We start from the raw sequence: 25,503 nt of genomic DNA, 5'->3' as shown, positions 1-25,503 counted from the left end.
TGCAGTCCGTCCCCTACGGGCCGCCGACGGTCTCGACCGCCCGGCGGCGCCGGGTCCGGCCGCTGCTGGTGCTGCTGGTCCTCCTGCTGGTGGTGGCGATCGGGGTGGTCGCCGCGGTGGCCGCCAACGGGGGCGGCGGCAAGGGCAGCGCCGGGGGCTCCTCGGCGGACGGGAGCACGGTGGCCTCGGTGTCGGCCTCGACGTCCGCTTCGGGTACCAGCAAAGGCGCGGGCGCCGGAACGGGCGCGGCGTCGGGTACCGGCTCGGCCGCGGCGAGTCCGGCGGCCTCGGCCGCCGCTTCGACGGGTTCCGCCGCCGGGGCGTTCAGCCGGGTCTCGGGTCCCGGCGGCTCCACCGTCGAGATCCCGGTCGGCTGGACCCTGGTGAGCGGCAGCGGCAGCAGCTGGAAGTACCACGGCCCGGCCGGGACGCTGCAGCTGGACGCGACCAGCACCCCCGGCAGCAGCGCGGTCGGCGCCTGGCGCACCGAGGAGGCGGCGATATCGGGCAGCTTCCCCGGCTACCAGCGGGTCGCCCTGCACACGGTCGCGTACCGGAACGGTTGGGACGCCGCCGACTGGGAATGGACCTACTCCCAGGCGGGGACCACCCTGCACGCGCTCAACCGCGGCTTCGTCACCGACGCCCACCACGGCTACGCCATCTACTGGACCGCCGCGGACGCCACCTGGAAGGACGCCAGGAACCAGCAGCTCCTGAACCGATTCTTCTCCAGCTTCCGGCCTGCGGGCTGACGGCCCGTCGGGACGTACGCTGAGGACACGCGCGGACCCGCACGACCGCACCGGGCGCGGGACGGACGAGGCGGCGCGAGGAGAGGAGAGGGAGGTGGCGGCATGAGCAGGACGGCCAGGAGCGCGCGCCGCGCCGTGCCCGCTCCCCGGGCGGCGGCCGACGGCGGGGTGCTCGCCGGGCGCTACCGGCTGGAGGGCCGGGCCCGGGGCACCGGGGTGGCGGCGCTGGACCTGCGCAGCGGCGCCGAGGTCCAGCTCGACGCCGTGCCGCTGCCCGAACTCGTGGTCCCCTACGACCAGGTGGCACTCGCCGAGCAGGACGACAGCGCGGTCGGACGGGCGCTGACGCATGCGACCTATGTGGCCGGGATCGTCCCCGACCACCCCCGGCTGAGCCAGGTGTTCCAGGTCTTCGATGAGAACGGCTACCTGTGGGTGGTCGGCGAGTCGCTGCCGGGCGTCCCGCTGCGCACCCTGCTCGACCGCGGCCCGCTGTCGCCGTACCGGGCCGCCGAGTTGGGGCACGACCTGGTCGTCGCGCTGCGGGCGGTGCACGCGGTCGGGCTGGTGCACGGCAACCTCACCCCCGACACGGTGACGGTCTGCGCCGACGGCACCGCGCTGGCCGGCGGCCTGGTGGTGGGCGCGGCGCAGGAGGCGCTCTGCGGCGGACCGGGCGCGGAGACGCCGGCCGCCGGGGTTCCGGACTCGTCCTGGTCGCCGGCCCGGGTCAGGGCCAGGGACGCGCGGGCGGTGATCGTGGGCGCCGTCGCCGAGCGCTGGTCGCCGGAGCAGGCCGGTCCGCCGCCGACGGACTCCGCCGCGGTCGGCGCCGCCCCGGCATCGGGGGTCGGCCCGGAGGCGGACGCCTGGGCGCTGGGGGTGCTGCTCTACCGCTCGGTGACCGGCACGGCGCCGTTCCCCGAGCTGGACACCGAGGAGCTCTTCGCGGCGGCCCGCTCCGGGGTGGTCCGCTCGGACGCGGCGCCGCCGCGCCCCGCGCTCAGCGCCCGGGGCACGACCCGGCAGGCGAACCGGGCGCCCGCCCCGCTGCCCGAGTGCGGTCCGCTCGGCCCGCTGGTGCACGAGCTGCTGCGGCCCGACCCGGCCGAGCGGCTGCAGCTGGCGGAGGCGGCCGAGTTGATCCGGCGTCTGCTGGTCCGCGCCCCGGAGCCGATCGACCAGGACGAGCTGCTGACGGTCGCCGCACTGCTGCCCGCGGGGCACCGCGGCGAGGTGCTGGAGCACCCGGACTTCCCACACGACTCACACCATCGGCACGCCGCGCCGCACCGGCACCCAGCGTTACTGGGCGTGATGCTGATCGGTGGCATCATTCTCTTCGTCCTCATTGCCCTGGTCGTGACCGTTCTGGTGGCCCGTTGACCGCTGGTCGACCATCACAGGGCTGTCACATGAGTGGCCCCGGCTATCCAGCCGACCCAGGTGTTGCCTAGGCTGTCCAGCAAACCCTGGGGTTGTCGTGCAGTGCCACCGGCTGATTTTCCAACAGACCAGTCGCCGCAGGCTTGGACGCAAACGGCAGGACACTGGCGAGGGGGAGCACGGGTGGGTACGGAAGAGGACTCGGCACGCGGGTCCGCACGTGGTGGGGCGGGTGACGCACAGTCGTCGCGCGGTCCCGCCACGCAGGCGGACGCCCAGGTGCCCAGGACCCTGGCCGGCCGCTACCTGCTCGGGGCACGCCTCGGCCGGGGCGGGATGGGGACGGTCTGGCGGGCCGAGGACCGGATGCTGGACCGCGAGGTCGCGGTCAAGGAGCTCTCGGTGGGGCACCTCGCCGAGGAGGACCTGCTGATCGTCCAGTCCAGGATGAAGCAGGAGGCCCGCGCCGCCGCGCGGATCAAGCACCCCGGTGTGATCACCATCCATGACGTCGTCGAGCAGGACGGCAAGCCGTGGATCGTGATGGAGCTGATCGACGGCCGCTCGCTGGCCGAACTGGTCGAGCAGGAGGGCACCCTGAGCCCCCGTGAGGCCGCCGGGATCGGGGCCCAGGTGCTGGCCGCGCTGCACCGGGGGCACCAGGCCGGGGTGATCCACCGCGATGTGAAGCCGGCCAATGTGCTGCTGGAGCGCGCCACCGGCCGAGTGGTGCTCACCGACTTCGGCATCGCCACCTTCGAGGGCGACTCGGCGCTGACCCGCACCGGCGACCTGATCGGCTCGCCCGACTACCTGGCGCCCGAGCGGGTGCACGGCTCACGCCCCGGCCCCGAGTCGGACCTGTGGGGGCTGGGGGCGACCCTGTACGCGGCGGTGGAGGGCCAGTCCCCGTTCCGGCGCGACTCGCCGCTGACAACGTTGGCGGCGGTGGTCACCGATCCGCTGCCGGAGCCGCGCAACGCCGGGGCGCTGGCGCCGGTGCTGCACGCGCTGATGAGCAAGGACCCGGCCGAGCGGCCGTCCGCGCCCGAGGCCATACGGATGCTGGAGAGTGTGGCCGCGGGCCACACCACCTCGCTGTCCGCCCCGCAGTCGCACAGCCCGCTGCACACCCCCACGGCCGGCGTCCCGCTGGCGGACCGCAGCGGCCTCGGCGAGCACACGCACGCCCCCACGGCGAAGTCCGAGCCGATCCGGCCGACCTTCGTGGAGGCCGAGTACGGGCCCACCGTCCAGGGCCACTGGTCCGGGCCGCAGCAGGGGATGACCCAGCAGACCGCGCCGCAGCGCCCGCAGCCGCCGCAGGGCGGCCCCTCGCACGGCGGACCGCAGCGCGGCGGCCCCCAGCGCCAGGCGACGGCGCACGGCCGCGGACGGCGCCGGACCTGGCCGGTCCTGCTGGCCGCGGGCCTGGTCGCGGCGCTGGTCGGCGGCGGCGCGGCGTACGAGCTCAACCGGCACCACAGCGGCTCCACCGCGGACGGGCCCGGTACGCCGTCGCCCAGCGCCTCCGCCTCCGCCCAGGCCTCGCACGCGCCCACCCCGACCGCCGACGGGAGCCCGACGCTGCCCAAGGGATACACGCTGGTGCACGACCAGAGCGGGTTCTCCTTCCCGCTGCCCCCGGCGTCCGGGGGCCAGGACTGGACCAACTACCAGCGGAACGGGCTGCTCGCGATCAAGTACAGCCCCGACGGCGGCGTGCACCAGGTGATCTTCGGGGTGACCCCCGGGCAGGGGATCAGCCCGCTGGAGCACGCCAAGGAGATGCAGACGAGCCTGGGCCAGCACGACAAGACCTACCAGCTGGTCAGCATGCAGCAGGACACCTTCCAGAAGCGCTACACCGGCGCCCGCTGGGAGTACACCTTCACCGACTCGGCCACCGGTACGCCGCACCACGCCGAGGAGCAGCTCTACAAGGACGGCAACGGGACCGAGTACGACATCCTGGTGGACTATCCCGAGGTCGACTGGCCGACCGGGTACCAGCGGTTCCTGGACATCACCGAGGGCTTCACGGGCGGCTGAACCCGGCTGCGTCGGAGCGGAGGACGGGGCTCCCGTCTGCTAGTAGTTTGGAACGACGCAGGCCACATCCCCCAACTCAGGGAGCCGGTCATGGTCGCCGCCGCAGTCTCCACGCCTGACGCAGTCGTCATCGGAATGGGTCCCGGAGGGGAGGATGCGGCCGGCAGGCTCGCCGACGCCGGCTGGGACGTCGTGGGGGTCGACGAGCGGCTGGTCGGCGGCGAGTGCCCGTACTGGGGCTGCATCCCGTCGAAGATCATGGTGCGGGCCGGGAACCTGGTCCGGGAGGCGCACCGGGTGCCGGGCTCGGCCGGGATCAGCCGGGTGCAGAGCGACTGGCGGCCGGTGCACCGGCACGTCGAGCGGGCCACCGACGACTGGGACGACAAGGTCGCGGTGGACCGCTTCACCAGCCGCGGCGGCACGTTCCTGCGGGGGACCGGGCGGCTCACCGGACCCGGCGAGGTCTCCGTGGTCGGCCCGGACGACTCGGAGACGGTGCTGCGCCCGCGCCGGGCCCTGGTGCTCGCGGTGGGCACCCGGCCCTCCGCGCCGCCGGTGCCGGGGCTGGCCGGGACGCCGTACTGGACCAACCGGGAGCTGATCGAGGCCGAGGAACTGCCGTCGTCGCTGCTGGTGCTGGGCGGCGGGGCGATCGGTCTGGAGCTGGGGCAGGCGGTGCAGCGCTTCGGCTGCGACGTCACCGTGCTGGAGGCCCAGCAGCGGCTGCTCGCCCAGGAGGAGCCGGAGGCGGCGGACCTGCTGATGCGGGTGCTGGCCACCGAGGGCCTGGAACTGCACACCGGGGCCGAGCTGGTCTCGGTCGGTTACGACGGACAGCGGTTCGAAGCCCGCTGCCGCCGGGGCGAGCGGCTGAGCGCGGAGCGGCTGCTGGTGTCGACCGGCCGGCGGGTGGACCTGGAGCGGCTGGGCGCGTCGGTGCTGGGCGTTCCGGCGGACGCCAGGGCGCTGCCGGTGGACGACCGGATGCGGGTGCTGGGCGCCCCGGGGGTGTGGGCGATCGGCGACGTCACCGGCAAGGGCGCGTTCACCCATATGTCGATGTACCAGGCCGATGTCGCGGTGCGCGGCATCCTGGGGCAGGGCGGCCGCGCGGCCGAGTACCACGCGGTGCCGCGGGTGACCTTCGCCGATCCGGAGATCGGCGCGGTCGGCCTGACGGAGGCTCAGGCCCGGGCCCAGGGGCTGGCGGTGCGCACCTCGGTGACCGACCTCGCCGAGAGCGCCCGCGGCCTGGTGCACGGCTCGGGCAACGACGGCTTCGTCAAGCTCGTCGCCGCCGGCGGCGTCCTGGTCGGCGCCACCGCGGCCGGACCGACCGGCGGCGAGGTCCTCGGCCTGCTCACCCTCGCCGTCCAGGCCAGGCTCCCGCTGGCCGACCTGGCGGCGACGATCTGGGCCTACCCGACCTTCCACCGCGCGGTGGGCGCGGCGCTGGACGGGCTCTGAGCGCCCCGGCGATCCGCCTGCCGCCCTGTCAGGTGCCGCCCTGTCAGGTGCCGTGCGGGGAGCGGAGCAGGGCGATCACGTCGGATCCCCGGCCGCCGGTCAGCACCCGCGCGGAGGCGTAGCTCTGCTTCACGTCGGGGCTGCTGTTGTTCGCGGTCAGGGCCTGCCCCCAGACCGTCCACATCACCCATGGGCTGTGGTCCAGGGTCTTCGACTGCGCCTTGCTCAGCGGAACGTAGAACGACTCGGCCAGCACCCGGGGCTTGCGGTAGCGGGCCAGGTCCTTGTACCACTTCGCGGTCCAGGTGCCGCCCTGGAACGGGTGGTTCGGGCTGTCGCTGTAGTCGTCCACACCGACCAGGTCCACCATGCCGTCGCCGGGGTAGTAGTCCCAGGGATCGCGGCCGCCCACGCCGTCCCAGGCCAGGGGTGCCCAGGTGAACAGCAGGTTGTGCAGTCCGCGCGATCCGACCAGGTAGTCGTAGGCCATGCCCCAGAGCCGCCGGTACTGCTGCGCGTCGGCCGCGGTCCACCAGAAGCCGGTCTTGGTGTCGATGGCGTTCATCTCGTGGAACGGACGCAGCAGCACCGGCACGTCACAGGAGGCCAGGTAGGTCAGGTGGTCCGCCAGGAACGACAGGTCCTGGATCAGTGCCTGGTGCTCGGTGGTGCCGGGCGTGAGCACCCGCTCGATCCAGTGGGCGTCGTGGGCGGCCGGGGAGTTGCTGCGGAGGGTCTGCGCGTACGCCTTGGTGGGGCTGCCCGGCCAGGGCTGGTGGAAGGACATGCCGACCAGCCCGGCCGGGGCTCCGCCGTTGCCGGGAAGCGCGCTCGCCGAGCCGTCGCACCGGGGTTCGGTTCCGCTGGGGTTGTACGAGCCGTCGGCGGGGCGGGGCAGCCCCCGCCAGACCCCGACCGCGAGGTCCACGACATCGTCGGTGTAGCTCCAGCCGGGGCGGCAGGTCGGCCACGCCGCTCGGGAGTACGTCCGGGATCGTCCTACGCCCCAGCCCTGTTCGCCGTAGCCGGGGCCGAGGTCGACCTCCAGGAAGCCGGGGAGGCGCCCGGTGATGTCGGCGGCCTTGCGGTAGTAGTAGCCGGGCGGCTTCACGCCCCGGTAGTCGCCGTACTCGCCGTTGTAGAGCTCGTTCTGCAGCTCCACATGCTGGCCGATGATCGTCTGTGTGGACATACCGCTCCTGGCGCGGTTCTCCAGGTCAGCGAGCATACGGAAGACGGAGCCGGCCGAGCTCGTCGCATGCGGGTCGCGCTTGGCGAGGTCGGTCTCGACGGCGATCGCGGAGGCGCTGCTGGGAGTGGACAGGGCGTAGGCGCCGACCACTGCTCCGCCCACCAGGGCTCCGCCTCCGGCCAGGACCGAACGACGGCCTATGCCCCCAATACGCCTCACGTGCTCTGCTCCCCTCAGATCCGGACGACGCAGGTTTCCCGGTCGACCCCGCACAGGTCGGTCTCACAGAGATCGTAGGTGACCGGCTGAGGTCGGAATCCCCGAGCCTGCCCCCGAGGGAGGACAGGACGGCTCGGCAGCCACAGGGCCGCCACAGGGCCGACGCATCAGTTTGGTATAACGAGACGCGTTCGAATCATTTACCGAACGCGCATCAGGCATGCTCTGAAGACGGCAGTCGACAGCAGTCGCTGACCGAACTGCCCGACGACGACCAGGATGAAGAACGTGCAGATGGCCGACTCCGCGGACCCGAGGACGCGACCTGTATCGACCATGCACCGTGGTGGCGACGCGTATGAGGGGGACGACGGGGCGACGACGGAGGTCGACGCGCACCGTCCGGAACCCGGGTCGAACCCGGAGCGGGAGTTGGAGCCGGAGTCGAACCCGGAGCCGGCGGCTGCCGCGGCCTCCGTCACGCCGACACCGCCCCCCGCGATCGGTTACGGGCTGCTGGGCCTCGCCTACCTCGGACTGATCGCAGCCAACTCGACCGCCTCGCTGCCCGCTTCCTTCCCCGTGGTCGACGTCCTGCTGGTCCTCAGTGCCTTCACGGTCTCGCTCTCGGCGCTTCAGCGGCTCACCACGCCGGGCGCCCTCTCGCCCGGACGCAAGCTGCTCCACCTGCTGAAGCAGTACGGGGCCGCACTCCCGCTGCTGCTCGGTGCGATGCTGGGCATCGTCTGGATGTCCACCGGGCTGGACGCCGCCACCGCACTGCAGCGGCAACTCCCGGGCGCGCTCTTCCAGGCGTCCGACTGGGCCGGGTACTCCACCGACCACCTGCTGCCGTCGTTCACGCTGGGCAGCTCGCACGCACCCTGGCCGTTCGCCGTGCTCTGGCCGCTGAGCGTGGTCGGGCAGTACGCGCTCCTGTGGCCGCTGCTGCTGACACTGCTGGCGGTGCTGCTCCGGCGCTCCATAGCCGCGCTTGGCGCGCTGCTGTTCCTGCTCACCGCCGCCCCGGTCGCCGCCGTGGCGCTGCTGCCGTCGACCTCGCTGCCCGGCTACGTCCGGTCCGCGCTCGGACTGGCGGTCGGCGAGCGGGTGCTGGACCTCACCGCGGGCGCCGCTGCCGCCTGCGTCGTGCTGCTGGTCCTGCGCCGTCGGCCGGCGGCTCCGCCGCGGACCGGCGGAGCCCGAGCCGCCCTCTGGACCGCGGCCGAGCTGCTGGTCACAGCCGCCGCCGTGGTCGGCTGGTTCGCCGGGCGGCAGGACACCCTGGCGCCGCTGCTCCGGAGCCTCGGCCTGAAGCCGGACGCGGTCTCCCTGCACCGCCTCTACGACGGCGCCGACCTGCGCGGAATCGCGCTGCACGCGCTCATCGTCGCAGTGGCGGCGCTGGTGCTGACCCTCGGCGGCGGCCTGCTCGGGGCATGGCTGCGCCGAGGGCTGCTGGTCGAGATCGGTCGGATGGGCTACCTGCTCGCCCTGGCCACCGCCGTGATGATCTGGCTCCTCCATCGAGGCTGGCCGGGACTGCCCTGGTACGGGCTGCTGATCGTGGGCACGGCGCTCAGCTGGCTGCTGACACTGTGCGTCTACTACCCCACCTGGCGCCTGGCGCTGCGGAACTGGAGCCCGCTGCGGGCACTGCCGCTGCTGCTGGCTGCCTGTGTCCTGCTGAGCCTGGGCTCCTGGAAGCTTCCCGCACACGCGGCGGCGGCCCTGCGCCCCGGCGGCAGCCGGTTGGTGCTCGGACTGGGCGACCGGTTGACCGGGGACCTCGCCCTGTCGGTGAACCAGAAGGGGAGCCCGTTCTCGGGGCGGAGCGGGGTGCGCACCGGCTCCTCGGCCGCCGCGGACTGCGGCGTGATGGACTGCGCGGGCTGGCAGCAGCAGTGGCAGGACTCGCTCGCGTCGACCCGTCCCGACCTGGTGGTACTGGACCTCGGCCGGGACGCGGCGCGGCATGCCGGCACCGACCCGACAGCGACCACCTGCACCGCCGCCTACCGTACGGACTACCTGGGGCTGCTGGGCCAGGCCGTGGCCGTTGTGCACCGGGCGGACCCCGGCGTACCGGTGCTGCTCGCGAACGAGCGTCTGGACAACAGCGCGGCCGAGCCCATTGCGACCGCGTGCTACAACCAGCGGATCAAGGAGTTCACCGACGCGCACAAGGCGGAGGTCCGGCTGCTCGACCTCAATGCCGAGCTGTGCCCGGCCGGGGCGTGCCGGCAGGCGACTCCGCAGGGAGCAGCCTTCTACAGCACCGTCGACGGCACCCGGATCAGCGCGGCGGGGCGGACCCTGATCGGCCCCTGGCTGGAGCAGCAGCTCAAGCTGGCAGCGCAGCCGCGGACACCGTCCGCGGGGTAGGGCGGGTCCCCGGTCGAACGCGCGTTTCCCGCGCCCGGCCGCCTGCGATCCGCCACTGATGGGCCGTCAGAAACCCACTCAGCCGTTGGACCCGGACGTCCCGGGGCCCGCGTAGGAGGAGGCGAAGCACTGCTTGATCGCCTGCTCGGTGAGCGGGCGGCCGGCGAAGTCGAGTCGTGAGCTGGTCGCCGCAGGCGGGGTCTTCGGGTCGTCGTGGAAGTTGAGCGACCACCAGTACACCCCCGCCATCTTCCGCTCCTGGACCACGGTGCAGACCGCGCGGTACCAGGTGGCCTGCACGGCGGGGTTGACCGTGCCGTAGCGGTAGTAGTCGCCGGGGCTGGAGTACGCGCCGTCCTGCGCGCCCACGCCGGCCTCCGCCAGCACGGTGTCCGGCATCGAACCCTTGCTCTTCTGGTCGAGCCACTTCTGCCAGCCGTTGACGATGGTGCCCACCGAGGCGCTGTCGGGTGCCTTGACCGGGGGGTAGGCGTCGACGTCGACCTGGTCGACGGGGAGCTTCACGTCCTTGGCGACGAAGTTGTCCCAGTTGGTGTCATAGGTCAACTGCCCGGGGAAGCGGCTGTGCAGGGACGAGAGCAGGGACTTCCACTGCGAGCTGTTCTCCAGCGAGACCAGCTCGGTGCCGACGACCAGGGTGGCCGCGCCCTCTTCGCGCGCCAGGTCCGCGTACTGGTCCAGCAGCTTGCCGTAGGAGCTGAACCAGGCCTGGCGGCTGCCGGGGTCCAGGGCGCCGCGCCACTGCGGCAGCAGGCTGCGCTCGTCGATGATCGGACGCAGGGTGATCCGCAGGCCGGCGGCCTTGAAGGCGTCGAGTGCCAGCTTCAGCCGCGCCGGGCTGGGCGTCTTGGACTCGGAGTGCACGCTGTCGGAGTCGATCGAGTCGACGTACAGCGGGAACGAGAGGGTGACCGAGTTGGCGCCGAGCGAGACCAGGTAGTCGCTGACCCGGCGGGCCTTGCCGCGGACCTCGGACTCGCTGTCCGTGCTCATGTCCTCCCAGTAGACCTGCACCCCCCATTGCGGCATCCCGGCGTGCCAGGGCTTGGCCACGTGCGGGACCTGCTGCCCGGCGGACTTGCCGGGCACCGGCGGGGCGCTCTCCGCCGCGTTGAGCACCGGGTCCGCGAACTGCTTGAGCGGTTTCGCGGTGGCGGTGGGCGTCGCGGAGGCGGCCGTGTGCGGCAGCAGCGCACCGGCCGTCCAATGCAGGGGCTGCACTCCGACCGCGGCTGGGACCGCTATCACCGTCGCCAGCACGGTGATGGGGAGCACCACGAGCCAGCCGCGCCGGGAGCGCGGCGGTGCCGGGCTCACCTCACCGTCGGCGAAGACCAGCTCGATGGGTGCCGGCTTCTCCTGCTCGGAAGCGGGCATGCGGTGTTCCTCCACGATTCGGGACCGGCTCAGACCGGCTTGGCGATGACGACGAACTGGTTCTCCTCGCCGCGGATGAACTTCAGGAAGCCGCGGAACCCGCCCAGCCCCTCCAGCACCGAGAAGACGGGTATCAGGGCGACCACGGCCATCGGCTCCCACCAGTGGCGGCGCCCGCCGCGCGAGACCAGGCTGTTGAGCCGCAGTCCCTCCCAGTAGGTCCAGATGACATAGGCGAAGTTCAACGCCCACAGCAGCACGATCGACTGCGCCACCGGCGAGGTGTTCATGCTGCCGCTGAGCCAGGCGAACGCCAGGATCATGCCGATGTGCTGCAGCGGTCCGAGGATCCAGGTCGCCACGCACACCGCCAGGAACCAGCGGTGCCGTAGCGGGATGGTCCGGTTGAAGCACAGCGCCACCAGTCCCCAGGACCAGCGCTCGCGCTGTTTGACGAAGTCGCGCACGGTCGCCGGGGAGGCCCCGTAGCAACGGCCGTTGAACCAGTCGCTGCGGCCGGGGTAGCGGCTGCAGAAGGTCAGTGCCAGCTGCGCGTCCTCGACGATGGCCTTGGGGCCGAAGTCCCAGCCGATGGTGGCCTCCACCGAGGCCCGGAGCACCAGCAGCTCTCCGTGCACGCCCGCGATGGGGGTGCCGGTGCCGGTGAGCGCCCGGAAGCGGGCGATGTCGTCGGCGGGGCGCACCGAGTCGGCGAACCAGGTGAACCGGTTGGCCGCGTGCTCGCGCGGATAGGTGAGGATCCCCTGGGCCATGTGCTTCACCTCGTCCGGCGCGGCCCGGCGCTGGCGGTTGATGAACTGGGCCAGCGCCGCCGCGGTGTCGGGGCCCACGCCGGTGTCGTCGTCCATGTGCAGGACCCAGACCTCGTCGCGCGCCTCGCCCTCCTCGATCCGCAGCTCGTGCGAGTAGTGGTTGGCCCTGGCCTTGAAGCGGGTCCCGTTGGCGGTGCGGTAGCTCTTGGGGACGGTGACCACGCGGATCAACGGATCGGTCGCCGCCAGCCGGTCGATCCGCTCGCCGGCCTCGCAGCCCTCCTCCGTGAGCACGTCGATGCGCAACTGGCTGAAGTAGAGCGGGAGGTGCTCGACGTAGGACTGCACGGAGCGTTCCAGCGCCGGATAGGTGTCGTGCCGGCCGATGGTCGGCACCAGGACGATCAGCAGATCGTTGGAGACCTCGGCCGCCGGGGCCATCTCGTGCCGGCGCCGGTGCCGGCGCCGGATCAGCACGGCTCCCTGGAGCCCCACCAGCACGCCGATGGCCGGCAGCGACCAGACGATGGTGAGGATCCAGCCCAGCGGCGTGCCGTTGGGCCGGTACGTCCACAGCCCCCAGCCCATCAGCAGGGCGAAGGGGAGGGCGAAGGGGAGGATGCCGGGGCGCCAGTACTCGATGCGGCGGGCGAGCTTGCTGCTCTGTCGGGACATGGTTCAGCGCTACGAGGTGGACTTGGGCGGTACGGCCCGGAACCGGGTGGTGGCCTGGTCGGGCAGGGGCACGGCGTCGCTGGGCTCGGCGGGCTTCGGCTGCGGTTGCACCTGCGGGGTGGATATCTGGGTGGGGACCGGCGCCGACTGGGCGGGCGGCGTGACGTACGGCGGCAGCGCGGGCCCCTGCTGGGGCTGCTGGGTACGCGGGTCCACCGGCTGCGGCTGAGGTGCGGGCGGCTGCGGCATCTGCTGGTAGGGCTGCTGCGGTTGCTGCGGGGCGGTCGGCGCGGCGGCGTACGCCTGCTGAGTCGGCTGCTGCTGCTGCTGGTAGTACTGCTGCTGGGGGGCCTGCTGCTGCGGTGGGTACTGCTGCGCCGGCTGCATCGCGGCCTGCGCGGCCGCGGTCCACGCGTTCGGCGGCGGCTGCCACGGCACGTGCGCGCCGACCCGCCGCGACAGCATGATCACCAGCGCGATGGTGACGATGACGCCCACGACCAGCGTCGCCAGCAGCAGCTCGCCCTGGAGCTGCCCGGTGAACCACGGCCGCTGGGCGGGGTCGAACAGGGCCCCGGTGAGGCTGCGCAGCCGGTTGTAGCCCTCGACGGCCGCGACGCCGCAGACCAGTCCGCGGGCCCAGTGGCTGCCGCGGAGGATGAACAGGGCGCCGACGGCATAGAGGACCGCGTAGTCGAAGCTCGACGTCTCGGCCTGGCCGCTGCCGCCCTTGGACCCGTAGTAGACGATCCCCAGCAGGAACTGTCCCGGACCGACCACGGCGAAGCAGTTGTACAGTGCCCGGACCAGGAGGATTGCCGCCCACCCGATGGCTACGAACGAGGCCGCGCGATAGAGAGTCGGCACGTCGGCCGGGCGTGGGGACGGATACGGATCGCTACTCATGGACTTCCCCCTGGTCGGGCCGGTCGGCTGGCGCAGGTACGCGGACTCTGCATCAGACGCGGGTCGCACACTAGACCCAATGTGAAACTTTAGAGCCCAGGTTTTCACACCTGTCATCGGGGGCGCTCCCCGTTCGAGCGACGTGGGCCACATGTGACGGAAGCGGCTTTTGGTCGGGACGGCCGCCGCCGCCATGGATTGCTCTGTGTCAGACATGTTTCTGTTACCGACGGGTACCCAAGCGGCTGGAAACGGCCTACGCTGCACGTCATGACTGACATCAGCACCAGCAGTGCCGCCGGTGAGCGCAATCCCGTCGCGGTGGCCGGGCCCCGTACCGCAGCCGACGCCGTGACGCCGGAGCTGGTCGCCCGGCTGGTCAGGGGGGTCAGGACGGGGGCGGAGCCGACCGTCGCGCAGAGCCTCTCGCCATTCACCGGGGAGGTGCTCGCGGAGATCCCCGAGTCCGGTGCGGCGGACGTCGCGGACGCGTTCGCCCGGGCCCGGGTGGCGCAGGCCGCGTGGGCCGAGCGGCCGGTGCGTCAGCGCGCGGCGGTGCTGCTGAGGTTCCACGACCTGCTCTTCGCCGCCCAGGCCGAGATGCTGGACCTGGTGCAGTCGGAGACCGGGAAGACCCGCGCGCACGCCTTCGAGGAGGTCAGCGCCGCCGCGCTGGAGGCGCGCCACTACGGGCGGGCCGCAGCCAAGTACCTCAGGCCGCGGCGTCGCGGCGGGGTCTACCCGACCCTCACCCAGGTCCGCGAGCTGCGCCAGCCCAAGGGCGTCATCGGCCAGATCTCGCCCTGGAACTACCCGTTGGCGCTGTTCGTCGGCGACGCGATCCCCGCCTTCGCGGCCGGCAACGCCGTGGTGACCAAGCCCGACACCCAGACCGCGCTCACCGCGCTGCGCGCCCGCGAGCTGATGATCGAGGCCGGGCTGCCCGCCGAGCTGTGGCAGATCGTCATCGGCGAGGGGCCGGTCATCGGCCCCGAGGTGGTCGCCCACGCCGACTACGTCTCCTTCACCGGCTCCACCAGGACCGGACGGGACGTCGCCCAGCGGGCCGCGGCCCGGCTGATCGGTGCCTCGATGGAGCTCGGCGGCAAGAACGCCATGCTGGTGCTGGCCGACGCCGACCTGGACAAGGCCGCCGAGGGCGCCGTCCGCGCCTGCTTCTCCTCGGCCGGCCAGCTGTGCATCTCCATCGAACGGCTGTATGTGGCCGAGCAGGTCGCCGACGCCTTCCTGCAGAAGTTCGCCGCCCGAACCCGGGCCATGCGCCTGGGCAACACCCTGGCCTGGGGCGCCGACATGGGCTCGCTGGTGGCCCGGCGCCAGCTGGACACGGTCACCCGGCATGTCGAGGAGGCCGTCAGGAACGGCGCCACGGTGCTGGCCGGCGGGCAGGCCCGGCCGGACGTCGGCCCGCTGTTCTTCGAGCCGACCATCCTGGACGGGGTCACCGAGGACAGCGCCGTGTGCACCGAGGAGACCTTCGGCCCGGTCGTCTCCGTCTACCGCTTCCACAGCGAGGACGAGGCCGTGGAGCGCGCCAACGGCACGCCGTACGGGCTGAACTCCAGCGTCTGGAGCCGGAGCACCAGGCACGGCGTCGCCGTCGCGGCGCGGCTGCACTCCGGCACCGTCAACGTCAACGAGGGCTATGCGCCCGCCTACGCCAGCGTGGCCGCGCCGATGGGCGGCATGGGCGACAGCGGGATCGGGCGCCGGCACGGCTCCGAGGGCATCCTCAAGTACACCGAGCCGCAGACGGTCGCGGTGCAGAAGCTGATCCGGATGGCGCCGGCCTTCGGCATGGACGACGAGGGCTACGCGAAGTTCCAGACCCGCGCGCTGGCGGCGATGAAGGCGCTGCGGCTCAAGTAGCCACAAGGCAGGCAGACCCCCGTTTCACCGAGTTCAGGAGAGCTGCGTCAATGGCGATGACGGAAGAGACGGCTGAGCCGGGGTTCGACTACGACGTGGTCGTGGTCGGCTCGGGGTTCGGGGGATCGGTCGCCGCGCTGCGGCTGACCGAGAAGGGCTACTCGGTCGCGGTGCTGGAGGCCGGCCGTCGCTTCACCCGGGAGACGCTGCCCAAGAACTCCTGGGACGCCAGGAACTACCTCTGGGCCCCGGCCCTCGGGCTGTACGGCATCCAGCGCTTCCACGTCCTCAAGGAGGTGATGGTGCTCGGCGGCGCGGGGGTCGGCGGCGGTTCGCTGAACTACGCCAACACCCTCTACGTCCCGCCGGAGGCCTTCTTCCAGGACCCGCAGTGGAAGTCCATCACCGACTGGTCGGATGAGCTGGCCCCGTTCTACGACCAGGCGAAGCGGATGCTGGGGGTGCGCACCAACCCCACCGTGACGCCCTCGGACGTGGCGCTGAAGGCCTCCGCCGAGAGGCTCGGATACGGCGAGACCTTCCACCTGGCGCCGGTCGGGGTGTTCTTCGGCGACGGCCAGGACGCCACGGAGACGGCCGGGGAGGGCGTCAGGGCCGCGCCCGGCGCCGAGGTGGACGACCCCTACTTCGGCGGGGAGGGCCCGCGCCGCAGGTCCTGCACCGAGTGCGGCGAGTGCATGACCGGCTGCCGGCACGGCGCCAAGAACACCCTCACCGAGAACTACCTGTTCCTGGCCGAGAAGAACGGCGCGCAGATCCTGCCGATGACCACGGTCACCCGGATCCGCGAGGACGGCGAGGGCTACGCCGTCGACGTCCGGGCCACCGACTCCCGTTCGAAGAACCCCGCCAAGAGCGCCTTCAGGAGCATCAGGGCCCGAAAGGTCGTGGTCTCGGCCGGGACCTTCGGCACCCAGAAGCTGCTGCACGAGATGCGGGACGAGGGCCACCTCCCCCGGATCTCGGCCCGGCTGGGCGAGCTGACCCGCACCAACTCCGAGGCGCTGGTCGGCTCGATGACCACGGACCGGCGGCTGGGCCGCAAGGCGGACTTCACCAGGGGCGTCGCCATCACCTCCTCGGTGCACCCGGACGCGCACACCCATATCGAGCCGGTGCGCTACGGCAAGGGGTCCAATGCGATGAGCCTGCTGTCCATCATGCAGGTGCCGGGCGGCAGCAGGATGCCGCTGCTGCGGTTCGCGAAGATCGCGGCGAGCAAGCCGCAGGTGACCGTGCAGATGCTGAACAAGCGGCGCTGGTCCGAGCGGGTCATCATCGGCCTGGTGATGCAGTCGCTGGACAACTCCGTCATCGTGTCCCGGAAGAAGTCCGGTTTGGGCAAGGGGAAGTTGACGTCGCGTCAGGGCCATGGCGCGCCCAACCCCAAGTGGATCCCGGCCGCGGAGGAGTCGGCGCGGGCCGTCGCCGCCGAGATCAACGGCGTGGCCGGCAGCGGGGTCAGCGATCTGCTGGGCCGCACCCTGACCGCGCACTTCCTGGGCGGCTGCGTGATCGGTGACTCCCCGGAGCGCGGCGTCATCGACCCGTACCAGCGGTTGTACGGCTACCCGGGGATCAGCGTCGCGGACGGCTCCACCGTCTCGGCCAACCTCGGGGTGAACCCCTCGCTGACGATCACGGCGCAGGCGGAGCGGGCGGTGTCGATGTGGCCCAACAAGGGGGACGCGGACCCGCGGCCGGAGCAGGGCCGGCCCTACCGCAGGGTCGCCGCGGTGGCCCCGAAGGCGCCGGCGGTGCCCGCGGGGGCCTTCGCGGAACTGCGGCTGCCGCTGCTGGCGGTGCCGGCGGTACCGCCGAAGCGCGGGGCCGAGACGGCGGCGGAGGGCGACTGAGAGCGACGTGGGTCACATTTGCTGGAAGCGGCCTTGTCCGGGATGACCGGCCGCTAGGTTTCCGATCAGAACCCGCCCGCGCCGATGGACGACCGTCGGCGCGGGCGGTGTCATGCGGTGGGCGGTGCCGTTCGGCGGGCGGTGCCATGCGGTGGGCGCCCCGGAAATTCCGGGCGTGGCCCGAGCGGTCCCGGTTAGGGTCGCGGGTGGAACGATCACACACCGTGGGGGCCCCGATGCGGCACAGCAGCCAGACACTCGTCTTCGACGCGGACGACACGCTGTGGGAGAACAACGTCCTGTTCGAGCGGGTCATCGACGACTTCCTGGGCTGGCTGCGCCATCCGTCGCTCGACCGGACCCAGCTCCGTGCCGTCCTCGACGACGTCCAGGCCGCCAACGCGATCGCCCATGGGTACGGCAGCAGGATGCTGCTGCGCAGCCTGGCCGACTGCGTCGAGCGGCTGAACGGCCGGCCTGCCACGGTCGAGGAGCGCGCCGAGATCGCTGACCTGGCCGCCGTCCTGGTCCACAACCGGGTTGAGCTGATCGCCGATGTGGCGGAGACGCTCGCGGACCTCGGCACCCGGCACACCCTGCTGATGCTCACCAAGGGCGACCGGGACGAGCAGCAGCGCAAGATCGACGCCTCGGAGCTGGTGCACCACTTCCGGGCCGTGGAGATCGTCCAGGAGAAGGACAACCGGACCTACCAGGAGTTCCTGGCGGCGCACGGCCTCGCCCCCGGCAGCAGTTGGATGATCGGCAACTCGCCGAAGTCGGACATCCTGCCGGCCCGTCAGGTCGGCATGCGCGCCGTCTTCATCCCCAACGACCACACCTGGGCACTGGAGCACAGCGAGCTGGATCCCGCGGACGCGGGAGTGCTGCACCTCACGTCCTTCCGTCAACTCCTCGACCACTTCTGAGAGCTGTGATGAACCACGATTCGCCCGAGCGCCCGCCCCAGCGCCCGTCCGGACGCCCGGCCGAGCGCGCCCTCAGCGCGCCCACCGTGTCCTGCGTGTTCGTCTGCCATGACGGCGCCGGACGGATCCTGCTGGCCCGCCGCAGCGAGGGGGCCAGGGACGAGCCGGGGACCTGGGACACCGGCGCGGGCGCCCTGGAGCACGGGGAGTCCTTCGAGTCGGCGGTGCGGCGCGAAGTCCGCGAGGAGTACCTGGCGGAGGCCCTGTCCGTGGAGACCCTGGGGGTGCGGAACATCCTGCGGGGCGACCCGGTCTCGCACTGGGTAGCGGTGCTCTTCGCGGTACGGGTCGACCCGGACCGGGTCGCCGTCGGCGAGCCGCACAAGTTCGACGCCCTGGGCTGGTTCACGCCGGACGCGCTGCCGCGGCCGCAGCACTCGCAACTGGCCGGGACGCTGGCGGTCTTCGAAGGCCGACAGCCCCCCGACACCCCGGCGTAACCCGCTGTCGTGCTGGAATAGAGGCGCACGTCATCTCGGTCGTGCAAGCTGTGACCGGCAACACGTCCCTGATCGAAAGGCTCGCGCAGCCGATGCCCCGTCTCTCCGTCGTCGTACCGATCTACAACGTCGAGCGCTACCTCGAGGAGTGCCTCGACTCGATCGCCGCCCAGACCTTCGAGGACTTCGAATGCGTCCTGGTCGACGACGGTTCGACGGACTCCAGCGCGGCGATCGCCGAGGCCTTCGCCGGCAGCGACCAGCGGTTCCGACTGGTGCGGCAGGAGAACAAGGGCCTCGGGGCGGCCCGGAACACCGGCTGGCGGCACATCGCCGCAGACACCGAGTACCTGGCCTTCGTGGACAGCGACGACACCCTGCCGCCCGAGGCGTACCAGCTGATGATCAGCACGCTGGACCAGACCGGGTCGGACTTCGTGGCCGGCAACGCGCTGCGGTTCAACTCGAAGGGCTACACCCCGTCCGGCGTGCACATCAAGCCGTTCGCGGAGACCCGGCTCAAGACCCACATCAGCGCGACCCCCGCGCTGGTCACCGACCGCACCGCGTGGAACAAGGTCTACCGCCGCAGCTTCTTCGACGCCGCGGGCATCCTCTACCCCGAGGGCATCCACTACGAGGACGCCCCGGTCAGCGTGCCGCTGCACTACCTGGCGGCCGGCGTGGACGTGCTCTCCGAGACGGTCTACCACTGGCGGGAGCGGGAGACCGGCGAGGTGTCGATCACTCAGATGACCGACCCCCGGGGCCTGGTCGACCGGGTCCAGTCGATCGACCTGGTCCGGGAGTGGCTGCAGGCCCGCCCCCAGCCGGAGTACCGCGACTACCTGCGCTCGTACGACTACAACACCATGGTCGAGGAGATCCCCAAGTTCTTCTGGCTGGTGGTGAGCGGTGGCGCGGCCTACCGCGCCGCCTACCAGCAGCAGGTCAGCCGCCTGCTCGGCGCGATCGGCACCGAGCGGCTGGGCGAGCTCAGCACCCTGCTGCGCCTCAAGTACCGCCTCACCCTGGCCGACCGCATCCGCACGTTCGTGCTGGTCCACCGGCTCCACCGCAAGTACGTGGGCCTGAAGCGCAGGATCCGCCGCCTGCTCCGGCGAGGTGCCCGCTAGGGCCTGTCCGGAGCCGTCGGCCATGGCACGATGCCCCTTGAGCGAAGGGGGATCGTGTGAACGAGTCGGGTCGGGTGGAGGCGTTCAGCGACGGGGTGTTCGCCATTGCGATCACGCTGCTGATCCTGGACGTCAAGGCGCCGTCGCAGTCGACGGGGAAGAGCCTCGCCCATCAACTGGCCCATCAGTGGCCGCAGTACGACGCCTATGTGGTGAGCTTCCTGGTGATCGGGATCATGTGGGCCAACCACCATCAGGTGTTCAGCTTCGTCGCCCGGGTGGACCGGGTTCTGCTGTTCCTGAACCTGTTGCTGCTGATGGGGGTGTCGGCGCTGCCGTGGGCGACTTCGGTGGTGTCCGGGTACCTGGACCAGCCGAAGGGCGCCGAGCTGGCGGTGGCGTTGTACGGCGGGTTCATGGTGGCGCACGCGCTGACGTTCCAGGCGCTGTGGTGGTGGCTCACCCGGACCGGGCACCTCTTCGACGCGCGGGTCGACGAGGTGCTGGCCAGGGGGACCCGGGCGCGGTTCGCCCTGGGAACGGTGGTGTACCCGATCCTGGTGGGGCTGTCGTTCGTCAATGCCGTGCTGACGCTCGCGCTGCACGGGGCCATCGCGATCTACTACGCCTTCAACCAGCTCCGCGTCCCGATCAAGCCGCAGGCCGACGGCGACGCCGAAGCGGTTCAGCCGGCGTCGTGAGCGGCCGCGGCGTCCGTCACTGCGGTGATGAGGGGCTGGAGCTTGTCCGTCAGGCTCTGGAAGTCGATGGCGCGGCCGTCCGACCACTGGGCCAGGCCGACCACTGCCAGATCCTTGAGACTCTGGAAGGACTGCACCAGTCCGCTGTCCGAGGGCAGTGACCGGAGCCCGGAGCCGGCCGGCGGCATCAGTACGCCGACCTGGTAGCTCATCGGGTTCGAACCCAGATAGGTGATCACGTTCATGGCGTCGACGGGGTCCTTCAGGGCGAACACGACAACCGTGTACTCGTTGTCGTCCGCGTCCTTGTACAGGGCCCCGATGACGCCGCGGCAGCCCTTGGTCTCGTTGATCACCTGGATCAGGTCCGGGGCGACCGTGTCCGAACTCGTGCAGTCGGGGCCGCCGGACTGGGTCACCTTGGTGAAGCCGGCGACGTGTGCGGGGAACGCCTGGTCGGTGGTGACCATCGGCTCGGTGCCGGACGTCGTTCTCGCGGCATCGACGGTCACCGTCGGGCGGGCCGTGGGTGCGGCGGACGCATGCTGCGTCGTGGTGCGGTGCAAGGGGCTGAACCAGAATCCGGCACCTGCCAGGACGGCCACCGCGCCGAGACCCGCCACCGCCTTGAGCCCGCGGCGGCGAGGGCGCTTCGCGGACTGTGCGTCGTTCGCCGCGCCGGCGGCCGCGCGCTCAGCCGCGCTCGGTTCGGGTATGCCCTTGCTCTTCTCGAACTCCTTGACGAACGCGTCCCACAGTTCGTCACCCGTCCCCCGGTGCTGTTCGGTCACGGGCGAACCATAGTGATCTCCTCTGTCCCGTGCAACGACGGAGGGCCCCGCGGGGGAAGACGGGGCCCTCGATCTGCGGCAACCGGCGTCAGGGCAGCGCCGGTGCTGCGGGAACGGCACCGGGGGAGGGGTGCCGTTTGACAGTTGGTCTGGGGTTCACCTGAGCAGGGGGCGCGCGCATCGGCCATGCGCCTCTGGGCAGGGTCGGCGAGGTGGGCGACAGGGCCACGGGGCCGTTTTGATTACTGCGAGTGACTGGCGAGAGTCTGTGCCGAGCGGGTTCCCAGCCTGGTGGGAGCCGTGCTCACGGGTGCTGTCCCGCTGCCCCAAGTCCACCCCCTCACCAGCATCGTGGGGGATATGGCCGCTGTTGCGCAACTGGTTCGGCACACATCGGCATAGTCGTTTTCTGTGACCCGGCTTGCGCCGGTGCCCCTCGGGACGATGCAGTGCCGACGTTACGCTCTGCGAGGGGAAGCGCAAGGGGGTGCGCAGTGGGATGTGCGCCGGGGGACGGGTACTGATCCATGCTGATCCGGATTGATCCGGGGCGGCCGGATCCGAGCGTCCCCGGTGCCGACCGCCCCTTCACAACAGATCACTACAGTCATGACCGGGCGGCTGTCCCCTGCTGCCCGGCCGGGCGCCGGCGCGAGGTCCCACGACGCGCCCGTTGGGGCACGTCTCATCGCGTCGGCGGACTGTTGTGACACTCCACGCGTGGTCCTGCTCGCCGCACACGGCCTCCGGAAGGGGGCTGGGAGCACGTCACTGGCCGGGACGTGAACCCCGTACGGTCATGGGGAACAACGATTCTCCTGGTGATGGGTCACGGCTTCCGGCGCGGGCGAACGAGTGAAGCGGCTATGATGTCGCCCATGTTCTGCGCGGCAGTCAACTTTAGCTATGGCACCGGAAGCCCCGGTCGCCATGGTGATGCCGTCTGACTTCAGGACAACAGACATCGCAGAGGCGCCCCGGGCCAAACGGCCCGGGGCGCCTTTCGTCCCCCGGAGCCGGGCCGGCCGGGACCCGCGCCTCCCGCCACCGAGGGAGACCGTCCATGGACAGCAGCAACGCCAGCCCCAGCACCAACCCCAGCACCAACCCCAGCACCATGCCCGGCACGACCCCTGACATCGGCACCGCCCTGACCGCCGAGCAGGCGGCAGTCGTCATCGCCGGGGCCCGCGGGCGCATCGACGAGCTGGACCGACGCATCATCGACCTGGTCCGCGAGCGCATGGGAGTGTCCGCGGAGGTCCAGTCCGCCCGGATGACCACCGGCGGCCCCAGGCTGGCGCTCAACCGCGAGCTGGAGATCCTGGCCCGCTACCGCGCGGCGCTGGGCCCGCAGGGCACCGAGGTCGCCATGCAGTTGCTGGAACTCTGCCGGGGCCGGGCCTGAGGGGAGCTGCCTCCTGGGAGCGTTCGGCTGACGCCTCTCCGGCCGAGGGGGCGTCTCTCCGGCCGAGGGGGCGTCCGCAGGATTGGGTGGGGCGGCAGGGGCGACGGTACGATGGGTCTTTCCCCTTCGCACCGCCGGAAGGCCGCCCTGTGGCAAACGCGACCCCCGACCACCCGTCGACCACTGCGCAGTCGCAAGAGGTCGTCCTCGTCGTCGACTTCGGCGCCCAGTACGCCCAGCTCATCGCGCGCCGGGTCCGTGAGGCCCGGGTCTACAGCGAGATCGTCCCCTCGACCATGCCGGTCGCCGAGATGCTGGCCAAGCGGCCCGCGGCGATCATCCTCTCCGGCGGGCCCTCCTCGGTGTACGCCGAGGGCGCCCCGGTGCTGGAGCGGGCGATCTTCGAGGCCGGGGTCCCGGTCTTCGGCATGTGCTACGGCTTCCAGCTGATGGCGGTGGCGCTGGGCGGCACGGTCGACAACAGCGGCGCCCGCGAGTACGGCCGCACGGCGCTGTCCGTCTCCCGGCCCGGGTCGACCCTGTTCGAGGGCACCCCGGATGAGCAGCAGGTGTGGATGTCGCACGGTGACGCCTGCTCCGCGGCCCCTCCCGGCTTCACCGTCACCGCCTCCACCGAGGTGGTCCCGGTCGCCGCGTTCGAGGACGACGCCCGCAAGCTCTACGGCGTCCAGTACCACCCCGAGGTGCTGCACTCCACGCACGGCCAGCAGATCCTGGAGCACTTCCTCTACCGCGGCGCGGGCATCGCCCCGTCCTGGACCACCACCAATGTGGTGGACGAGCAGGTCGCCTCGATCCGCGCCCAGGTCGGCGACAAGCGCGCGATCTGCGGGCTGTCCGGCGGGGTGGACTCCGCGGTGGCCGCCGCACTGGTGCAGAAGGCCATCGGCTCCCAGCTGACCTGCGTGTACGTCGACCACGGGCTGATGCGCAAGGGCGAGTCGGAGCAGGTCGAGAAGGACTTCGTGGCGGCCACCGGCGTCCAGCTGAAGGTCGTCGACGCGGAGCAGCGCTTCCTGTCCGCGCTGGCCGGGGTGTCCGACCCGGAGCAGAAGCGGAAGATCATCGGCCGGGAGTTCATCCGGGTCTTCGAGCAGGCCGCGAGCGAGATCGTGGCCGAGGCCGGCGAGTCCGGGCAGTCGGTGGAGTTCCTGGTCCAGGGCACCCTCTACCCGGACGTGGTGGAGTCCGGCGGCGGCACCGGCACCGCCAACATCAAGTCGCACCACAACGTCGGCGGGCTCCCCGAGGACCTGCAGTTCCAGCTGATCGAGCCGCTGCGCAAGCTGTTCAAGGACGAGGTCCGGATGGTCGGCGCGGAGCTCGGCCTGCCGGACGAGATCGTCCAGCGGCAGCCGTTCCCCGGCCCGGGGCTGGGTATCCGGATCGTCGGCGAGGTCACCAAGGACCGCCTGGACCTGCTGCGGGAGGCCGACGCCATCGCCCGCGCCGAGCTGACCGCGGCCGGGCTGGACCGCTCGATCTGGCAGTGCCCGGTGGTGCTGCTCGCCGACGTCCGCTCGGTCGGCGTCCAGGGCGACGGCCGCACCTACGGCCACCCGATCGTGCTGCGCCCGGTCTCCTCCGAGGACGCCATGACCGCGGACTGGTCCCGGGTCCCCTACGAGGTGCTGGCGAAGATCTCGACCCGGATCACCAACGAGGTCCCCGACGTCAACCGGGTGGTGCTGGACGTGACCAGCAAGCCCCCGGGCACCATCGAGTGGGAGTAGCCACTCGTACGCATCGTCAAGCGTGCTGCCACCCGACCTCCGTTCGGGTGGCAGCACGCTTGTTTTGGCGCATCTACGCTGGGGGAGCGGCAAGGATTCCAGCCATGGGAGGAAACCTGATGACTGCCGAACCGATCCCCGAGATTGAGCAGCGGTCCGTCCCGGCATGGCTGATCCCGCCGCTCGACGGCTTCACCGCAGAACAGTTCCTGACGATGGACGGCCTCCCGCCGCATACCGAGCTGATCGACGGGAGCCTGGTCTTCGTGAGTCCGCAGCGGGATTTTCATGGTCTGACACTGTTCGTCCTGGAAACCGGGCTGCGCCGAACGGTGCCCGAGCAGCTGCGGTCAGCCTGCCTTTCGATATCGACATCGACCTCTCTGAGATCACCCGGTTGTAGCACCGCGGGCCTGGTCATTTGCGCTACTGAGGGGTAGCTTCCGGGCGAGAAGGCCACCCCCGCTAGGAGCGCTCGCGATGACGAACCCGCCGCCGTCCCCCGTGCCGTTGGACCAGTTGCAGTTCGCGCTGCCGCAGACGTTCGAGACCGTCGAGGAGGAGCGCCGGCATCGCAAGGAGCGGTTGGTGGTGGCGCTGCGGCTGTTCGGGAAGTTCGGCTTCGAGGAGGGCGTGGCCGGGCACATCACGGCGCGCGACCCGGAGTGGACCGACCACTTCTGGGTGAACCCGTTCGGAATGTCCTTCAAGCGGATCACGGTCAGTGATCTGATCCTGGTGAACCACGACGGCCAGGTGGTCCAGGGGCGGCACCATGTGAACGCTGCGGCCTTCGCCATCCACTCGCAGGTGCACGCCGCGCGCCCGGAGGTGGTCGCGGCCGCGCACAGCCACTCGGTCTACGGCAAGACGCTGTCCGCGCTGGGGGAGCTGCTGGAGCCGATCACCCAGGACGTCTGCGCCTTCTACGAGAGCCATGCGCTGTTCGACGACTACACCGGCGTGGTGCTGGACCAGGAGGAGGGCCGTCGGATAGCCGCGGCCCTGGCCGGGCACAAGGCGGTGATCCTGCGGAACCACGGGCTGCTGACGGTGGGGGACTCGGTGGACGCGGCGGCGTGGTGGTTCATCACCATGGAGCGGTCCTGCCAGGTGCAGCTGATGGCGAGGGCGGCGGGCAAGCCGGTGCTGGTGGACCATGAGAACGCGGTGGTCACCCGGGACCAGTTGGGCAATGACCTGGTCGCCTGGATCAACTACCAGCCGCTGGTCGCCGGGCACGGCGATGCGCTGGTCGGGGCGTTCGAGTAGGGGGTTGTTGCCGGCTGGTTTCCGGGTGCGGACC

General features: G+C 71.5%; 20 protein-coding genes. 15 read left to right on the top strand and 5 right to left on the bottom strand.

Going from position 1 to position 25,503, the window contains the following annotated elements; translation table 11 throughout:
- The 4 genes from TR46_RS42355 to TR46_RS16500 all read left to right on the top strand — a co-directional run.
- A partial coding sequence (locus TR46_RS42355) for a serine/threonine kinase C-terminal domain-containing protein (RefSeq protein WP_042401122.1) occupies positions 1–755 on the top strand: 755 nt, incomplete at its 5' end.
- A 102-nt stretch (positions 756–857) separates the two neighbouring features.
- Positions 858–2,141 (top strand): protein kinase family protein, encoded by a 1,284-nt coding sequence (locus TR46_RS42350; protein ID WP_161790145.1) that lies wholly within the window; start codon positions 858–860, stop codon positions 2,139–2,141.
- 279 nt (positions 2,142–2,420) lie between these two features.
- Positions 2,421–4,193 (top strand): serine/threonine-protein kinase, encoded by a 1,773-nt coding sequence (locus tag TR46_RS16505; RefSeq protein WP_042401120.1) that lies wholly within the window; start codon positions 2,421–2,423, stop codon positions 4,191–4,193.
- A 90-nt stretch (positions 4,194–4,283) separates the two neighbouring features.
- Complete coding sequence (locus tag TR46_RS16500) at positions 4,284–5,663, top strand: dihydrolipoyl dehydrogenase family protein (protein ID WP_042401117.1); 1,380 nt, start codon at positions 4,284–4,286, stop codon at positions 5,661–5,663.
- 43 nt (positions 5,664–5,706) lie between these two features.
- On the opposite strand, the gene TR46_RS16495 is transcribed toward TR46_RS16500, so the two are convergent.
- The gene (locus TR46_RS16495) at positions 5,707–7,017 is read right to left on the bottom strand and encodes a glycoside hydrolase family 26 protein (protein ID WP_152626528.1); all 1,311 of its coding nucleotides are present in this window, start codon (positions 7,015–7,017) and stop codon (positions 5,707–5,709) included.
- A 336-nt stretch (positions 7,018–7,353) separates the two neighbouring features.
- Between TR46_RS16495 and TR46_RS16490 the strand changes: the two genes are divergently transcribed.
- Positions 7,354–9,459, top strand: coding sequence for an SGNH/GDSL hydrolase family protein (locus tag TR46_RS16490; protein WP_152626527.1), 2,106 nt, complete (start codon positions 7,354–7,356; stop codon positions 9,457–9,459).
- Between the two features lie 78 nt (positions 9,460–9,537).
- On the opposite strand, the gene TR46_RS16485 is transcribed toward TR46_RS16490, so the two are convergent.
- From TR46_RS16485 to TR46_RS43110, 3 genes are read right to left on the bottom strand one after another with little or no spacing between them, the layout of a single operon-like run.
- Complete coding sequence (locus tag TR46_RS16485; RefSeq protein ID WP_052432863.1) at positions 9,538–10,857, bottom strand: glycoside hydrolase family 113; 1,320 nt, start codon at positions 10,855–10,857, stop codon at positions 9,538–9,540.
- A 29-nt stretch (positions 10,858–10,886) separates the two neighbouring features.
- Positions 10,887–12,305, bottom strand: coding sequence for a glycosyltransferase family 2 protein (locus TR46_RS16480; protein ID WP_042401111.1), 1,419 nt, complete (start codon positions 12,303–12,305; stop codon positions 10,887–10,889).
- 9 nt (positions 12,306–12,314) lie between these two features.
- On the bottom strand, positions 12,315–13,211 hold the full coding sequence (locus TR46_RS43110) for a hypothetical protein (RefSeq protein ID WP_169790652.1): 897 nt from the start codon (positions 13,209–13,211) through the stop codon (positions 12,315–12,317).
- A gap of 270 nt (positions 13,212–13,481) precedes the next feature.
- Here TR46_RS43110 and TR46_RS16470 point away from each other — a divergent pair, with 270 nt between their 5' ends.
- From TR46_RS16470 to TR46_RS16445, 6 genes are all read left to right on the top strand, one after another.
- Positions 13,482–15,101, top strand: coding sequence for a succinic semialdehyde dehydrogenase (locus TR46_RS16470; protein WP_042401105.1), 1,620 nt, complete (start codon positions 13,482–13,484; stop codon positions 15,099–15,101).
- A gap of 50 nt (positions 15,102–15,151) precedes the next feature.
- A complete protein-coding gene (locus tag TR46_RS16465; protein WP_439654364.1) occupies positions 15,152–16,978 on the top strand; it encodes a GMC family oxidoreductase N-terminal domain-containing protein in 1,827 nt (608 codons plus the stop codon).
- A 236-nt stretch (positions 16,979–17,214) separates the two neighbouring features.
- On the top strand, positions 17,215–17,907 hold the full coding sequence (locus TR46_RS16460; RefSeq protein ID WP_042401101.1) for an HAD family hydrolase: 693 nt from the start codon (positions 17,215–17,217) through the stop codon (positions 17,905–17,907).
- An 8-nt stretch (positions 17,908–17,915) separates the two neighbouring features.
- Positions 17,916–18,407: an NUDIX domain-containing protein gene (locus TR46_RS16455; RefSeq protein ID WP_084718575.1), complete on the top strand. Its 492-nt coding sequence runs from the start codon at positions 17,916–17,918 to the stop codon at positions 18,405–18,407.
- 92 nt (positions 18,408–18,499) lie between these two features.
- The gene (locus TR46_RS16450) at positions 18,500–19,543 is read left to right on the top strand and encodes a glycosyltransferase family 2 protein (RefSeq protein WP_152626526.1); all 1,044 of its coding nucleotides are present in this window, start codon (positions 18,500–18,502) and stop codon (positions 19,541–19,543) included.
- A gap of 56 nt (positions 19,544–19,599) precedes the next feature.
- Positions 19,600–20,244: a TMEM175 family protein gene (locus tag TR46_RS16445; protein ID WP_042401095.1), complete on the top strand. Its 645-nt coding sequence runs from the start codon at positions 19,600–19,602 to the stop codon at positions 20,242–20,244.
- On the opposite strand, the gene TR46_RS16440 is transcribed toward TR46_RS16445, so the two are convergent.
- Positions 20,229–21,035 carry a flagellar basal body-associated FliL family protein gene (locus TR46_RS16440; RefSeq protein WP_042401091.1) on the bottom strand — a complete coding sequence of 269 codons (807 nt, stop codon included), beginning with the start codon at positions 21,033–21,035 and terminating at the stop codon, positions 20,229–20,231. The genes TR46_RS16445 and TR46_RS16440 overlap by 16 nt on opposite strands.
- A 1,063-nt stretch (positions 21,036–22,098) precedes the next feature.
- Here TR46_RS16440 and TR46_RS16435 point away from each other — a divergent pair.
- The 4 genes from TR46_RS16435 (at position 22,099) to TR46_RS16420 (ending at position 25,469) form a co-directional block, all read left to right on the top strand.
- Positions 22,099–22,443, top strand: a complete 345-nt coding sequence (locus TR46_RS16435; protein ID WP_369405994.1) for a chorismate mutase — start codon at positions 22,099–22,101, stop codon at positions 22,441–22,443.
- A 149-nt stretch (positions 22,444–22,592) separates the two neighbouring features.
- Entirely contained in the window at positions 22,593–24,197 is a 1,605-nt protein-coding gene (guaA, locus tag TR46_RS16430; RefSeq protein WP_042401088.1) for a glutamine-hydrolyzing GMP synthase, read from the top strand.
- A gap of 104 nt (positions 24,198–24,301) precedes the next feature.
- On the top strand, positions 24,302–24,637 hold the full coding sequence (locus TR46_RS16425) for a hypothetical protein (RefSeq protein WP_152626525.1): 336 nt from the start codon (positions 24,302–24,304) through the stop codon (positions 24,635–24,637).
- Between the two features lie 40 nt (positions 24,638–24,677).
- Positions 24,678–25,469 carry a class II aldolase/adducin family protein gene (locus TR46_RS16420; RefSeq protein WP_042401085.1) on the top strand — a complete coding sequence of 264 codons (792 nt, stop codon included), beginning with the start codon at positions 24,678–24,680 and terminating at the stop codon, positions 25,467–25,469.
- Positions 25,470–25,503: the final 34 nt, after the last annotated feature.

The sequence above is a fragment of the Streptacidiphilus carbonis genome, assembly GCF_000787775.1.
Classification (GTDB): domain Bacteria; phylum Actinomycetota; class Actinomycetes; order Streptomycetales; family Streptomycetaceae; genus Streptacidiphilus; species Streptacidiphilus carbonis.
This window is presented reverse-complemented; position numbering and strand designations above follow the sequence as displayed.

Coding starts and splice junctions, on each gene's coding strand:
- TR46_RS42350 (WP_161790145.1), top strand. CDS start 858: ATGAGCAGGACGGCCAGGAGCGCGCGCCGCGCCGTGCCCGCTCCCCGG.
- TR46_RS16500 (WP_042401117.1), top strand. CDS start 4,284: ATGGTCGCCGCCGCAGTCTCCACGCCTGACGCAGTCGTCATCGGAATG.
- TR46_RS16490 (WP_152626527.1), top strand. CDS start 7,354: ATGAAGAACGTGCAGATGGCCGACTCCGCGGACCCGAGGACGCGACCT.
- TR46_RS16485 (WP_052432863.1), bottom strand. CDS start 10,857: ATGCCCGCTTCCGAGCAGGAGAAGCCGGCACCCATCGAGCTGGTCTTC.
- TR46_RS16480 (WP_042401111.1), bottom strand. CDS start 12,305: ATGTCCCGACAGAGCAGCAAGCTCGCCCGCCGCATCGAGTACTGGCGC.
- TR46_RS43110 (WP_169790652.1), bottom strand. CDS start 13,211: ATGAGTAGCGATCCGTATCCGTCCCCACGCCCGGCCGACGTGCCGACT.
- TR46_RS16470 (WP_042401105.1), top strand. CDS start 13,482: ATGACTGACATCAGCACCAGCAGTGCCGCCGGTGAGCGCAATCCCGTC.
- TR46_RS16465 (WP_439654364.1), top strand. CDS start 15,152: ATGGCGATGACGGAAGAGACGGCTGAGCCGGGGTTCGACTACGACGTG.
- TR46_RS16460 (WP_042401101.1), top strand. CDS start 17,215: ATGCGGCACAGCAGCCAGACACTCGTCTTCGACGCGGACGACACGCTG.
- TR46_RS16455 (WP_084718575.1), top strand. CDS start 17,916: ATGAACCACGATTCGCCCGAGCGCCCGCCCCAGCGCCCGTCCGGACGC.
- TR46_RS16450 (WP_152626526.1), top strand. CDS start 18,500: ATGCCCCGTCTCTCCGTCGTCGTACCGATCTACAACGTCGAGCGCTAC.
- TR46_RS16435 (WP_369405994.1), top strand. CDS start 22,099: ATGGACAGCAGCAACGCCAGCCCCAGCACCAACCCCAGCACCAACCCC.
- TR46_RS16425 (WP_152626525.1), top strand. CDS start 24,302: ATGGGAGGAAACCTGATGACTGCCGAACCGATCCCCGAGATTGAGCAG.
- TR46_RS16420 (WP_042401085.1), top strand. CDS start 24,678: ATGACGAACCCGCCGCCGTCCCCCGTGCCGTTGGACCAGTTGCAGTTC.